The sequence below is a fragment of the Ruegeria sp. YTSC003 genome, from assembly GCF_059609785.1.
This window is the reverse complement of the sequence record NZ_JBXWMK010000008.1, coordinates 148,790-162,299: the sequence shown is the minus strand read 5'-3', so window position 1 is coordinate 162,299 and position 13,510 is coordinate 148,790. Positions and strand designations below refer to the sequence as shown.

Genomic DNA, 13,510 nt, shown 5'->3' with positions numbered 1-13,510 from the left:
GCATCACGACCGCATGCTGATTTACAAAATTTTTCGGGCCGATGAATGGGCCACGTTACAGGCGCAAGGCGCATCAGACGGGGCGCCTATTGATGTCTCTGACGGATATGTTCATTTCTCGACTGCCAAGCAGGCGACAGAAACAGCCGCCAAACATTTTGCCGGGGTCGAAGGGCTGACCCTGCTGGCATGTGACGCCGATGCGATGGGCGACGACCTGAAATGGGAAGTCTCACGCGGTGATGCGTTGTTCCCGCATCTCTACCGGCAGATTCGTATGAGCGATATCGTTTGGTCGCACGCCCTCCCTTTTGATGGAACGGTTCACCAATTTCCGAAGGAAATGAAATGACCGAATTTGTCGATCCGGAGCGTGCCCAGTTTGAGGCCTTCAAGGACCTCGATCGAAACCACCCGATCGAAATGCTGAACCTGGTTAAGTTTCGTACCGATGCTGCGTATCCCGCAGGGCACAAACTTGCCGATGCCGGCCTGACCGGCGCGCAGGCCTATCGCAACTACGGCTCGGAAACAGCACCGATCATTGCCCGCCTTGGTGCCTCGATCCTATGGCGCGGCGAGTTTGAAACGACGCTGATCGGCCCGCAGGACGAAGACTGGGACGCTGTGTTCATCGCCCGTTATCCCTCTGCGAACGCGTTCTTGGAAATGGTGACGGACCCTGCATATCAAAAAGCCGTGGTGCACCGGCAAGCCGCGGTCATGACCTCTCGGCTAATAAGATGCGCCCCTGCCCAAGTCGGAGAGGCATTCGGATGAAACTGACGGAAAAACTGGGCCTGGCAGCCCTGCACCGCTTGGATCCAGAGACTGCACACAGCCTGTCGATCAAGGCGCTAAAAGCCGGTTTAGCTCCTGCGCCGGGTCCAGTGACGTCGCCTCGGCTGCGCACTCAAGTTGCGGGATTGGATTTGCCAAACCCCGTGGGACTGGCCGCTGGGTTTGATAAGAACGGCGAGGTACTTAGGCCGATGTCCCGCGCCGGTTTCGGGTTTATTGAGGTTGGCGCCGTGACGCCGCGCCCACAGCCCGGTAATCCAAAACCCCGCCTGTTCCGCCTGACCGAAGACATGGCCGCCATCAACCGGTTCGGTTTCAATAACGAAGGCATGGAGGTCATGGCCCGCCGTTTGGCTGATCGTCCAAAGGACGCGGTGATCGGCCTGAACCTGGGTGCCAACAAGGACAGTGATGACCGCGCAGGTGATTTCGCAAAAGTTCTGGCTCATTGCGCCGCGCATTTGGATTTTGCAACGGTCAATGTCTCATCCCCGAATACGGAAAAGCTGCGGGATCTGCAGGGCAAGGCGGCACTTTCTGCCCTGTTAAGCGGCGTGATTGAAACCCGCAACGCTCTGCCCCGTCCGCTGCCGATCTTTCTGAAGATTGCCCCCGACCTGACCGAGACCGAATTGCAGGACATCGCCAAAGTGGCCCGCGAAACCGGCGTCGATGCAGTGATTGCAACCAACACCACCCTGTCACGAGATGGCCTGCGAAGTGCCCATAAGGGCCAAGCGGGCGGGCTGTCCGGCGCACCTGTGTTCCAGAAATCAACCCACGTGCTGGCGCAGCTCAGCCAACTGACCGACGGGAAAATCCCGCTGATCGGCGTTGGCGGGATCGGGTCAGCAAAGCAGGCATACGCCAAGATTTGCGCCGGGGCATCAGCCGTACAGTTCTATACAGCTATGGTCTACGGCGGCATTTCGCTGGCAGCAGAGATTGCCCAAGGTCTGGATGACCTGCTGAAGCAGGACGGTTTCACGTCGGTCGATCAGGCCGTTGGCAGCAAAAGAGAGGACTGGCTGTGATCAAATATTGGCACAACCCGCGCTGTTCGAAATCCCGCGCCGGACTTGCATTGCTGGAAGAAAACGGTGCGACGGTCGAAATTCGGAAGTATCTGGAGGATGCGCCGTCAGTCGAAGAGTTGCGCGCAGTGCTGTCCCAATTGGGAGTTCCGGCCATCGAGATGATACGGACGGGCGAAAAGCGCTTCAAAGAACTGGGGCTGACTAAAACGACACCAGACGATGACTTGATTCAAGCGATGATGGAAAACCCCATCCTGATCGAACGTCCTCTGGCCGTGGCCAGCAATAAGGCCGCGATCGGTCGTCCGCCCGAAAACCTGCTGTCGCTGCTTTAGGCGATCTGCGCTTCCAGCTTAGGGTAACGCCATCCCAACGTGACCCCGCGCACGATGTTCAGGACCATCAGCGCGGCCCAAAGCCCATGGTTGCCGAACGTCGGCACCAGCAGGAACAGGGCCACCACATAGATCGCGACGGACTGGATCATCGCCTGCCGCATGGCGCGGGTCCAGGTCGCCCCGATATAGATACCGTCGAACATCCAGCTGGCTACGCCGATCACCGGCGCAAGGGCCGCCCAGAGCAGAAACTCCCGCGCGGCAATCCGTACTTCCGGTGAGGTTGACATCAGATCAATCAGGGATGGTCCGGTTAGAAAGAACACAAGACCCAGGGCAAACGCACCTCCGACGCCCCATTGCGAGGCCATGATCGACGCGCGCCGTACCTGGGCCCGATCACGCGCGCCGACCGCACTGCCCACCAGCGCCTCGGCAGAGAAGGCGAAACCGTCCAAGGCAAAAGCCGTGATCTCAAGAAATTGCAGCAGCACCTGATTTGCCGCCAGATTGACGTCCCCCAGATCTGAACCAACAAACAAAAAAGTGGTAAACGCGCCGGTCAAAAGCACCGAACGCACCATGATGTCGCCGTTCACCTGCATCATTCGGCGCAGACGCGCTGGGTCAAAGATCCTGGGCCAGTCGCGCCACTGATTTCCAGCGAAAGCGTCGTGGCACAACCAGAGACCAAGCGCCAACCCGGTCCATTCGGCGATGAGCGTCGCGATGGCGACACCTTCGACGCCCCAGCCAAGGCCAAGAACAAACCAGAGATCCAGAACGATGTTCAGCCCGTTCATCCAGATCTGCAAAACGAACACACCCTTGGTGCGCTCTACCGCGATCAGCCAACCTGTCACGGCAAAAAGCGCGATCGTAGCCGGAGCCCCCCAGATACGGATCTCCAGATAGGCGCGGGTCAGAGATTCAACCTCTGGACTGGCTGGAGACAGGGCGAACGCCCCCCAGAACAACCAGACCTGCGTCAATATAAAGAACAGACCCGCCGCGCCGCCCAGCAACAGCCCGCGCATCAGCAAGGCTCCGGTTTCCGCCGTGTCCCCTGCACCACGTGCCTGGGCAGCAAGACCGGTTGTCCCCATACGTAGGAACCCGAACACCCAGTAGATGGTGGCCAGAATGACGGCACCCATGCCGACAGCGCCTATCGGGGCCGCCTGCCCCAACTGCCCCACAACACCAGTGTCCACCGCCCCCAGTATTGGCACCGTCGCATTGGACAATACGATCGGCGCTGCAATCCGGAGCACCCGCTTATGCGTAATGGGTGCCGAAGCGTCCTGCATAGCGTTCTATTTTTCGTCAGTAGTGGGCTGTGGCATCAGGAAATGCCCGGAAGCCTGTGCAAAGAGCTTCGCGTGATTGTCTTGCCAGGCCTCGACCCTGACAGAGGCATAGCGACGCCCGGCCCGGCTGATGAATGCGCGCGCATAGGCATCACGCGGCAGGCCTGACCGCAGATAGTCGACGGTGAAATCGACGGTCTTTGGGAAACGTACCGTTTCATAGTCGGCGATATCACTGGCATTCAGTTCCCCGCTTTCGATCTTGGGCAGCAAGAACTCCCAACTCAGCGTGATGACAGCCGTGACTTCTAGAAACGCCGCCGTGACGCCGCCATGTAATGCGGGCAGTAACGGGTTGCCGATCAGTTTCTGGTCGAAATTCAACACGCCAGTCAGTTCATCACCGCGGCGATCAAAGCCGATGTCGAGGAACCGGATGTAGGGCACACCTTCGACTATAGCGTTCAGCGCCGCATCCCGGCGTTGTTTTACGACCTGGACGGGTTCGGGGCGAGTACGCGCCATTACAAACCCTCCACCGTGAATGACCCTGCCGCTGTGGCCACCGGAAGACCTTCGTCTTCGTCCATCGCCGTCGCGCGCACAAAGGCGACGTTCCGTGTGATGTGGTAGCATGTCGCCTGGGTCGTTATCGTCTGTCCCGGTGTTGCCGCCCGCATGTAGTCGATCCTCAGGTCAATCGTCGCCGTACCCCCTGGGGCCGACGGATGGCTCATGACGGCGGCACCACAACAGGTATCCAATGCGGCAAAAACAGCGCCGCCATGAATCACCCCGGTGCGCGGATCGCCAACAAGTTCTTTGCTGTACGGCATTGTAATACCCGCTTCGCCATTTCCGATTGAGGTCAGCTTCAGACCCAACGCCCTTGCATGCGGGATCGCCTCGATGAACTGGCGCGCAATTGCGGCTTTGTCGACCATGTACTTGAATCCGTTCTTTTGGTTTATCCCTTTATGAGCCCGTGTCCGCCAAAAGAGCAAGCCCGCCGGTTGCGCTTGCCGCTGACAGAACATAGGCTGCGCCAGAGGAGATCAGGAATGTCCGACAACCGTTTGTCATTCAAAGAGATGTGCGCCGAGTACGATGTGACTCCACGTACCCTGCGCTACTATGAGTACATCGAATTGCTGCAACCCGATCGGGAAGGCAGATCGCGATATTATGGCCCGCGGGAATGCGCACGCATGACTTTGATCCTTCGCGGCCGCAAATATGGGTTTTCGCTGGAAGATATCCGGCAGTGGCTGCTGATCTATGAAAATGAAGGCAACGAGATCCAAATGCGTGCTTTTGTCAACGTCGCGGACAAGCAGATCGTCGAACTGAACCAGCAAAAACAGCAATTGGACGAGGCAATTGATGCCCTGACCGAGATGCGCGACCAGACTGCCAAATCGCTCGAGTGATTCCGTTGGCGCACCATCGCGCACTCAAAAAATGAAGCGACTCTCGCACACTTCGGCCATGCCTTAAGGTGTGTTGGGTCGCTCTGCGGGAAATGGCACCCACAAATTCCGTTACGTTAATTCCGAAAAAGTCGGAAATCCGCGACTTGACGCGCGCGGAAGTTACGTAAACTTCTGTTGTGACGCAGCGTTCACATTACGTGAACGTCATCTACATGTTGTAACGTGCGCATCGACTGCGCAACTGACTTTCATTGACGCCAGGGACGAGAGTGCTGAAGCCATGACCGAAGATCTGATGACCATCCGAGAAATGTGCGAGACATATGATGTCACGCCCCGCACGTTGCGGTTTTACGAGGCCAAAGAGCTTTTGTTTCCGATCCGTGAAGGTCAGAAACGGCTGTTCACCAAAAGTGATCGTGCCCGCCTGAAACTCATCCTGCGCGGCAAGCGCTTTGGGTTCAGCCTTGAAGAAATTCGCCAGCTTCTGGACCTTTACCATGTCGGCGACCAACAGATGACTCAGATATCGCGCACCTATGAAATTGCGTGCGAGCGTCTGGAAGACATGGAAGCGCGCCGTGAGGAACTGACCCAGGCGATCGACGACCTGAAAGAACAGTTGCGCTGGGGCGAGAAAGTCATCGCCTCGGTCAAACAAGACAAAAAGGCTGCCGAGTAACCCCCTCGCCTGCCTACCACCCGGACATATGAATTAAAGGGAGCTTCACATGCCCGTCTACAACGCGCCAACCAAAGATACGCAGTTCATTCTGCACGACGTACTGAAAATCTCGGACTCCGACGTTCCGGGGTACAACGAGCTTGAAGCCGAATTCACAGGCGCCGTTCTGGAAGAAGCAGGCAAAGTGGCCACCAATGTTCTGCACCCACTGAACGTGGTTGGGGACACCGAAGGATGCCGGTTGGAAAACGGTATCGTATACACGCCCACCGGGTTCAAAGACGCCTTTGAGCAGATGAAAGAAGGTGGCTGGACTGGCCTCGACATGCCGGAAGAGTATGGCGGTCAGAATATGCCATACGTCCTGGGCACCGCCGTTGGCGAGATGTTCTCGGCTGCGAACCAGGCATTCGTGATGTATCAGGGCCTGACGCACGGCGCGGCGTCAGCGATCCTGGCGCACGGAACCGACGAACAGAAAGACAAATACCTGCCCAATATGGTCAGCTGCGAATGGACCGGCACCATGAACCTGACGGAACCGCATTGCGGCACCGATCTGGGCCTGATGCGCACCAAGGCAGAACCGCAGGGCGACGGCAGCTATAAGATTTCGGGCCAGAAGATATTTATCTCGTCCGGCGATCACGACATGGCTGACAACATCATACACCTGGTGTTGGCCAAGATCCCCGGCGGTCCCGAAGGCATCAAGGGCGTCTCCCTGTTCATCGTGCCCAAGTTCATCGTCAATGAAGATGGTACGCCGGGCGAGCGTAACGGAGTTTCGGTCGGCAAGATCGAAGAGAAGATGGGTATCCACGGCAACTCGACCTGCGTCATGAACTATGACGAAGCCACCGGCTGGCTGCTGGGCGAAGAGCACAAAGGCATGCGTGCCATGTTCACCATGATGAACGAAGCGCGTCTGGGTGTGGGCATGCAAGGTCTGTCTCAGGCAGAGGCCGCGTACCAGAATGCCGTCGAATACGCCAAAGACCGCCTGCAGGGCCGTGACGTGACCGGTGTAAAGAACCCGGACGGCCCAGCTGATCCGCTGATCGTGCACCCGGACATCCGCCGCAACCTGATGGATCAGAAAAGCTTCACCGAAGGTGCGCGTGCGTTCATCCTGTGGGGCGCGACCATGATCGACAAGGCGCATCGATCTGACGACAAAGATGCGGACGGACTGATCTCGCTGCTGACACCGGTCATCAAAGGCTTTTTGACCGATCAGGGCTATGACATGACTGTTCAGGCACAGCAGGTCTATGGCGGTCATGGCTACATCGAAGAATGGGGCATGTCGCAATACACCCGCGACGCACGCATCGCGATGATCTACGAAGGCGCCAACGGCGTTCAGGCGTTGGACCTTGTCGGTCGTAAGCTGGCGCAAGACGGCGGCAAGCACGTCATGGCGTTCTTCGACATGGTCAAGACCTTCTGCAAAGACAACGCTGGTAAAGACGAAGCCTATGACAAGGCCTTCATCGAACCGCTGAAGGCTGCGTCCAAAGACCTGCAGGCCGCTGGCATGTACTTCATGCAGGAAGGCATGAAGAACCCCAACAATGCTCTGTCCGGTTCTTATGACTTCATGCACATGTTCGGACATGTTTGCCTGGGCTTGATGTGGGCGCAGATGGCCAAAGCCGCGCAAGATGCGCTGGATGGCGGCGCGTCGGACAAGGAGTTCTACGAGACCAAGATCAACACCGGGCGCTTCTACATGGCGCGCCGCCTGCCCGCCACAGGCATGCATTTGGCGCGCATCCAGACGGGCGCGGACACGGTCATGGCTCTGGACGCGGCGAACTTCTGATCTCAGTCTGGGTCCGGGCGATATTGCCCGGACCCAGCTTACCGGAGGAACCACATGCCAAAGCGTTTTCGACTAACCCGCCGCTTTCCCGTCGCAATGACCGAAGACGGGTATCGCAAGCTCAAAGCATTCGCGCGTGATGCTGGATTGGACGAAGGAGAGGCGCTGTCGTTTCTGTTCGAGAATTTCAACAGCGTGATCAACGAGGACAACCTGACCCACCGCCTGCGTATCTTCAATTCGGAGCTGGATGACCGCAAGCGGTAAAAACATCAGCCACCTTCAATCAGGTGGGCGTGTTTTCAGAAAGCCAAACCCCAATGGCGCTTAGCCTTATGGTTCGTCTTTCTCGAAATACGCGAAATTCGACTTCGCACCATGCGCCTTGGGAGGGGCGATCACATGACAATCATGCTTCATTGCTTCGGAGAAAGCGGAAACAGTTATAAGGCTGCGCTGGCGCTGGAAATGTCCGGGCTGGAGTGGGAACCGGTCTTTGTCGACTTTTTCAAAGGTGTAACTCGCACGCCCGAGTTTCGCGCCGAAGTGAATGAAATGGGCGAAGCACCTGTCCTGATCGACGGTGATTTCCGCACAAGCCAGTCTGGCGCCATTCAGACCTATGTGACTGAGAAGTCAGGTAAGTTCGGTGGCAAGAACCGGGAAGAGAATTACGATGTTCTGCGCTGGGTGCTGTGGGATAATCACAAACTCAGCTCGATGGCCGGCCTGACCCGCTTCCTGATCAATTTCCTCCCGGAACAGCACCGCAATCCCGATGTGATCGCTTTCAATCAAGGGCGCCTGAAGGCCGCTTACCAAGTGTTGAACGATCATCTGAACGGCCGCGCCTGGATTGTTGGCGACGATGTCACGAACGCCGATCTCAGCTGCTGCAGCTATCTCTATTACCCCGAACCATTCGGCTTTGACCGCGCCGACTGGCCCCATATCGACGCCTGGCTGTCTCGCTTGTCCGAGCAGCCTGGCTGGAAACACCCCTATGACCTGATGCCCGGCAACCCGTCGGATCGAGCTTGAGGAGAAGACCCATGACCGAAGCTTATATTTATGACGCCCTGCGCACCCCGCGCGGCAAGGGCCGCAAGGATGGCAGCCTGCACGAGGTAACCTCGGTGCGCCTGTCCGCCCTGACCCTGAACGCGATGAAAGAGCGTAACAACCTCGAAGGCCACGCCGTAGAAGACGTGATCTGGGGCAACGTCACGCAAGTGATGGAACAAGGCGGCTGTCTGGCACGCTCGGCGGTTCTGGCCTCTGATCTGGATCAGTCGATCCCCGGTCTGGCGATCAACCGTTTCTGCGCTTCCGGCATGGAAGCTGTGAACCTCGCGGCGAACCAGGTCAAAGGTGGCGCAGGTGAGGCTTACATCGCAGGTGGCGTCGAAATGATGGGCCGTGTGGCAATGGGCAGCGACGGTGCAGCGATCGCGGTTGACCCTTCGCTGGCGATGGAGACCTACTTCGTGCCGCAGGGTATCTCGGCCGACATTATCGCGACCGAATATGGCTTTAGCCGTGACGACGCCGACGCGTTGGCGATGGAATCGCAGCGCCGAGCCGCGGAAGCATGGGCAGACAACCGTTTTGATAAATCGGTTATCACCATCAAGGATCAGAACGGCCTGACCATTCTGGACCGCGACGAATACATGCGCCCCGGCACTGACATGCAAAGCCTTGGTGGCCTGAACCCGGCCTTCCAGATGATGGGCGAACAGATGCCCGGCTTCGACAAGGTGGCCATGCTGAAATACCCGCATCTGGAAAAGATCAACCACATCCACCACGCGGGCAACAGCTCGGGCATCGTGGATGGTGCTGCGGCGGTTCTCATCGGCAACAAGGAGTTCGGCGAGAAATACGGCCTCAAGCCGCGCGCTCGCATCAAGGCAACCGCCAAGATTGGCACCGACCCGACCATCATGCTGACTGGCCCGGTACCGGTGACCGAGAAGATTCTGGCCGACAACGGTATGAAGATCAGTGATCTGGACCTGTTCGAAGTCAACGAAGCCTTTGCCTCGGTCGTGCTGCGCTTCCAGCAGGCGTTTGATGTCGACCCCGGTTTGGTCAACGTCAACGGCGGCTCGATCGCTATGGGCCACCCGCTGGGCGCAACCGGTGCGATGATCATTGGAACTCTGCTGGATGAGTTGGAGCGTCAGGACAAGGAAACCGGTCTGGCGACGCTCTGCATTGCATCCGGCATGGGTGCAGCAACCATTATCGAGCGGGTCTGATGCCCAAGCTGGATCTCTCTCAGATTCCGTTCAAGGGCGGCTCGGCCTATCCCGGCAAGCTGGCTGAAGCGACCGCAGGTCGTTTCGTTCAGCGTGTGGGCGATGCAGGCGGGCTGTCCCAATACGGGGTCAACATCGTGCGGTTGGAACCGCAGGGCATGTCTTCGCTGCGCCATTACCACATGGAGCAGGACGAATTTGCCATCATGCTCAGCGGCACCTGCGTGCTGATTGATGACGATGGTGAGCATGAGATGCAGCCCGGCGACTGCGCCGCTTGGCCCGCAGGTGAGGCCAACGGCCATCACCTTGTGAACAAAACCGATGCGCCCGCGACCTTTCTGGTGGTGGGAACACGGACCCCGACCGAGACCGCATATTACAGCGACTTAGACATGATGGTGAAGGATGATGAGAACGGATTCTCCTTCACCCGCAAGGATGGCAGCCCGTTGACGGCTGACCAGATTGGAGATGACAATGACTGATTTCACTCTGAGCAAAGACGCAGACGGCGTCGCCACAATCACCTGGGATGTGCCCGGGAAAACCATGAACGTGATGTCCTTTGACGGGCTGGCACAGCTGAGCGATCTGGTCGATCAGGCGCTGGCTGATGACGACGTCAAAGGCATCATCATCACCTCGGGTAAGGAAGGGTCCTTCGCTGGTGGCATGGACCTGAACCTGTTGGCAGTGATGAAGGAACAGGCGGGCGACAACCCGGCAAAAGGCTTGTTCGAGGGCACAATGCAGATGCACGCACTGCTGCGTAAGATCGAGATGGCGGGCATGGACCCCAAGACCAAGAAGGGCGGCAAGCCGATTGCCACCGTTCTGCCCGGCACTGCCGCAGGCATTGGCATGGAACTGCCGCTGTCCACGCACCGCATCTTTGCGGCCGAAAACCCCAAGGCCAAATATGGCCTGCCCGAGATCATGGTCGGCATCTTCCCCGGCGCGGGTGGCACCACCCGGATGGTCCGCAAGGTTGGCGCGATTGCGGCGGCTCCGCTGCTGCTGGAAGGCAAAATGCTGGACGTCAAGAAAGCCAAGGGCGCGGGTTATATTGACGAAGTCGCAGCCGACCCGATGGCCGCAGCCAAGGAATGGGTGCTGAACGCCAAGGACGCAGACATCATCAAACCGTGGGATGCGAAGGGCTATAAGATGCCCGGCGGCGCGCCTTACCACCCTGCTGGTTTCATGAACTTCGTTGGTGCATCGGCGATGGTAAACGGCAAGACCCAAGGCGCCTTCCCTGCGACCAAGGCTCTGCTGAGCGCGGTTTACGAAGGTGCGCTGGTCGATTTCGACACCGCCCTGAAGATCGAGGCGCGTTGGTTCACCTCTGTCCTGATGAACCCCTCTTCGGGTGCGATGATCCGGTCGCTGTTCCTGAACAAGGAAGCGTTGGAAAAAGGTGCCGTGCGTCCTGCCGGTGTTCCCGATCAGTCGGTCAAGAAGATCGGCGTACTGGGCGCAGGCATGATGGGTGCCGGTATCGCGCTGGTGTCGGCCCAGGCTGGGATGGAAGTGGTTCTTGTGGACCGCGACCAGGAAGCTGCGGACAAAGGCAAAGCCTATACCGAGAGCTATCTCGACAAGGGCATGAAGCGCGGCAAAGTCACGGCTGAGAAGAAAGAGGCCATGCTGGCCCGCATCACCGCGACCCCGGATCTGGACAACCTCAAAGGATGCGATCTGATCATCGAAGCCGTCTTCGAAGACGTGGGCGTCAAGGCCGAGATGACCAAGAAGGTCGAGGCGATTATCCCCGAGGATTGCATCTTTGCCTCGAACACTTCGACCCTGCCGATCACCGATCTGGCCAAAGCATCCGTGCGCTCGGATCAGTTCATCGGTATTCACTTCTTCTCACCGGTCGAGAAGATGTTCCTAGTCGAGATTATCAAGGGTAAAGAAACCGGTGATCGCGCGGTTGCCAAGGCGCTGGACTATGTGCGCCAGATCCGCAAGACGCCGATCGTGGTCAACGATGCGCGTTTCTTCTACGCCAACCGTTGCATCATTCCCTATATCAACGAAGGTCTGCGCATGATCACCGAGGGCGTCAGCCCAGTGTTGATCGACAACGCCGCGCGTCAGTTGGGCTTCCCCGTTGGGCCGATCCAGCTGAACGATGAGACCTCGATTGATCTGGGCGCCAAAATTGCTCGCGCGACCAAAGCCGCGATGGGTAATGCCTATCCGGATAACCCCGGCGATGATCTGATCTTCTGGATGGAGGAAGAGGGTCGTCTGGGACGCAAGGCAAACGCAGGTTTCTTCGACTATGACGAAAAGGGCAAGCGCACTGAGTACTGGAAGGGTCTGCAGGAGAAATATCCGCATGCCGAGGACCAGCCTGACCTGATCGAAGTACAGGAACGTCTGATGTTCGCACAGGTTCTGGAAGCGGTCCGCGCGCTGGAAGAAGGCGTTCTGGAGGACATCCGCGAAGGCGACGTGGGCGCAATCCTTGGCTGGGGCTTTGCACCATGGTCGGGTGGTCCGCTCAGCTGGCTGGACATCATCGGCACGCCCTACGCGGCCGAGCGCTGCGACCAGTTGACGGCACAGTATGGCGAACGCTTCGCCTGCCCGCCGCTGCTGCGTGAGATGGCTGAGAAAGGCCAAAGCTTCTATGGTCGCTTTGACCCCGAAGCAAAAGCTGCCTAAAAAATTGACGCTGGTGCGGGTTACCGCGCCAGCGCCATTCTTTAATCAATAGCTTAACAAAAATTAGAATATCGGTGCAGGCCGCCCCGGCCGACCAGGACGTCGCGCACCCATGACAGGCCGCGCTGGAAAAATCGGGTTCTGCATGATCGGAGCCGGTAATGCGCCCAGTGAATTCGCAAGAACAGCAATGTCCCTGCTATGCGCGACCATGTCGATCAGGTCTTCGGTCCGATCAGCATCGACCACCTTGTACGAGGCGTTCGCGGGCCGGCTGTTCGACCCAAAGCGGCCCGCAGGACAAAAGGCGCGCAAACCACCCTCGATATAGATCACTTCGTCTTGCTCAAAGAACAACGAACAAACCTCAAACAGCAATGAGGGCGCGCTGGACGAAAGTCGAAACGTTCCACTGAGAACCCGCGCAGGCACCACAGGCATGCTGATCGGCAGCGTGATCGGACCCTGGCTCAGCTTGGTGTTGTCCAACGCCACGCCCTGCTCTGGCATCAACCAGACCGGATCGCCGTTATACAAAGTGTTCGATGGCACACGGACAGGTAAGTTTTCCGACCTGGACTCGCTGGCAGCGATTGCTATGCAATCCGTCGCAACCCGCGAGACTGCCCTGAACCCGTTGTCCATCGTGCGGATCAGATCGCCTGCTTGCAGTCCTTCAACAGGCTGCCAACCGCGATCCGTCGCAATCTTAGTTCCGTGGACAAAACCACCCCGACGCGCGTTCAGCGAAATCGCAGGATTGTCCTGCACTTCCCGGTTCGGAACGGCCTCATAACTCAAAACACTCTGTACATTTAACACGTGTCGCACCCATTTCTGACACAAAAACAACTACTCATAACGACTAGCACGACTTAACCATGGGCGACTTAATTCAGACACATTGCCGCCCAATTTGCGCTCTTAAAGCCGTGAAAAACAACAATTCTTTAAACAACACTGCGCAATTGGTAAAAATTGGCAGATTTTTGGAAACTATAATTTACACCAGCGGTCATCCGTGCCGCCGAATCTGTCTGAGCCCGTCGGCTGAAATCGGGCAGGTCGTGTTACACCCATCGGTATCCGGTCTGAATGATCCCCGATTGCCCACCCAAAACAAATGGCTGGC

Annotated in this window: 16 protein-coding genes; 12 read left to right on the top strand and 4 right to left on the bottom strand. The window is 57.9% G+C overall.

Features of this window, described 5'->3' with window-relative positions; translation table 11 throughout:
- Positions 1–13: 13 nt before the first annotated feature.
- Genes AC2FFH_RS15970 through arsC form a run of 4 tightly spaced genes read left to right on the top strand, consistent with a single transcriptional unit; the run spans position 14 to position 2,173 of the window.
- Positions 14–352 carry a DUF952 domain-containing protein gene (locus AC2FFH_RS15970; RefSeq protein ID WP_496768302.1) on the top strand — a complete coding sequence of 113 codons (339 nt, stop codon included), beginning with the start codon at positions 14–16 and terminating at the stop codon, positions 350–352.
- A complete protein-coding gene (locus AC2FFH_RS15965; protein WP_496844785.1) occupies positions 349–780 on the top strand; it encodes a DUF1330 domain-containing protein in 432 nt (143 codons plus the stop codon). The genes AC2FFH_RS15970 and AC2FFH_RS15965 overlap by 4 nt, the downstream gene beginning before the upstream one ends.
- Positions 777–1,835 (top strand): quinone-dependent dihydroorotate dehydrogenase, encoded by a 1,059-nt coding sequence (locus tag AC2FFH_RS15960; RefSeq protein WP_496844784.1) that lies wholly within the window; start codon positions 777–779, stop codon positions 1,833–1,835. The genes AC2FFH_RS15965 and AC2FFH_RS15960 overlap by 4 nt, the downstream gene beginning before the upstream one ends.
- Positions 1,832–2,173, top strand: coding sequence for an arsenate reductase (glutaredoxin) (gene arsC / locus AC2FFH_RS15955; protein ID WP_496844783.1), 342 nt, complete (start codon positions 1,832–1,834; stop codon positions 2,171–2,173). The genes AC2FFH_RS15960 and arsC overlap by 4 nt, the downstream gene beginning before the upstream one ends.
- Here arsC and AC2FFH_RS15950 read toward each other — a convergent pair.
- From AC2FFH_RS15950 to AC2FFH_RS15940, 3 genes are read right to left on the bottom strand one after another with little or no spacing between them, the layout of a single operon-like run.
- Complete coding sequence (locus AC2FFH_RS15950; protein WP_496739735.1) at positions 2,170–3,486, bottom strand: MATE family efflux transporter; 1,317 nt, start codon at positions 3,484–3,486, stop codon at positions 2,170–2,172. The genes arsC and AC2FFH_RS15950 overlap by 4 nt on opposite strands.
- 6 nt (positions 3,487–3,492) lie before the next feature.
- Positions 3,493–4,011, bottom strand: coding sequence for a PaaI family thioesterase (locus AC2FFH_RS15945; RefSeq protein ID WP_496768296.1), 519 nt, complete (start codon positions 4,009–4,011; stop codon positions 3,493–3,495).
- Entirely contained in the window at positions 4,011–4,430 is a 420-nt protein-coding gene (locus AC2FFH_RS15940; protein ID WP_113790396.1) for a PaaI family thioesterase, read from the bottom strand. The genes AC2FFH_RS15945 and AC2FFH_RS15940 overlap by 1 nt, the downstream gene beginning before the upstream one ends.
- Positions 4,431–4,547: 117 nt before the next feature.
- On the opposite strand from AC2FFH_RS15940, the gene AC2FFH_RS15935 reads away from it, so the two are divergent.
- The 8 genes from AC2FFH_RS15935 (at position 4,548) to AC2FFH_RS15900 (ending at position 12,378) form a co-directional block, all read left to right on the top strand.
- On the top strand, positions 4,548–4,916 hold the full coding sequence (locus AC2FFH_RS15935) for a MerR family transcriptional regulator (protein ID WP_496736253.1): 369 nt from the start codon (positions 4,548–4,550) through the stop codon (positions 4,914–4,916).
- Positions 4,917–5,199: 283 nt separating this feature from the next.
- Positions 5,200–5,601: a MerR family transcriptional regulator gene (locus tag AC2FFH_RS15930; protein WP_058274210.1), complete on the top strand. Its 402-nt coding sequence runs from the start codon at positions 5,200–5,202 to the stop codon at positions 5,599–5,601.
- 49 nt (positions 5,602–5,650) lie between these two features.
- Positions 5,651–7,432 (top strand): acyl-CoA dehydrogenase C-terminal domain-containing protein, encoded by a 1,782-nt coding sequence (locus AC2FFH_RS15925; protein ID WP_472724143.1) that lies wholly within the window; start codon positions 5,651–5,653, stop codon positions 7,430–7,432.
- A 54-nt stretch (positions 7,433–7,486) separates the two neighbouring features.
- Positions 7,487–7,699: a hypothetical protein gene (locus AC2FFH_RS15920; protein ID WP_058274212.1), complete on the top strand. Its 213-nt coding sequence runs from the start codon at positions 7,487–7,489 to the stop codon at positions 7,697–7,699.
- 135 nt (positions 7,700–7,834) lie between these two features.
- On the top strand, positions 7,835–8,473 hold the full coding sequence (locus AC2FFH_RS15915; RefSeq protein WP_496768290.1) for a glutathione S-transferase family protein: 639 nt from the start codon (positions 7,835–7,837) through the stop codon (positions 8,471–8,473).
- Positions 8,474–8,484: 11 nt separating this feature from the next.
- Positions 8,485–9,696 carry an acetyl-CoA C-acetyltransferase gene (locus AC2FFH_RS15910; protein WP_496768289.1) on the top strand — a complete coding sequence of 404 codons (1,212 nt, stop codon included), beginning with the start codon at positions 8,485–8,487 and terminating at the stop codon, positions 9,694–9,696.
- The gene (locus AC2FFH_RS15905) at positions 9,696–10,184 is read left to right on the top strand and encodes a cupin domain-containing protein (protein ID WP_496768287.1); all 489 of its coding nucleotides are present in this window, start codon (positions 9,696–9,698) and stop codon (positions 10,182–10,184) included. Before AC2FFH_RS15910 ends, AC2FFH_RS15905 begins: the two co-directional genes overlap by 1 nt.
- Positions 10,177–12,378, top strand: coding sequence for a 3-hydroxyacyl-CoA dehydrogenase NAD-binding domain-containing protein (locus AC2FFH_RS15900; protein ID WP_496768286.1), 2,202 nt, complete (start codon positions 10,177–10,179; stop codon positions 12,376–12,378). The genes AC2FFH_RS15905 and AC2FFH_RS15900 overlap by 8 nt, the downstream gene beginning before the upstream one ends.
- 63 nt (positions 12,379–12,441) lie before the next feature.
- Here AC2FFH_RS15900 and AC2FFH_RS15895 read toward each other — a convergent pair whose 3' ends face one another.
- Positions 12,442–13,179 carry a Hint domain-containing protein gene (locus tag AC2FFH_RS15895; RefSeq protein ID WP_496844781.1) on the bottom strand — a complete coding sequence of 246 codons (738 nt, stop codon included), beginning with the start codon at positions 13,177–13,179 and terminating at the stop codon, positions 12,442–12,444.
- Between the last annotated feature and the right edge of the window lie 331 nt (positions 13,180–13,510).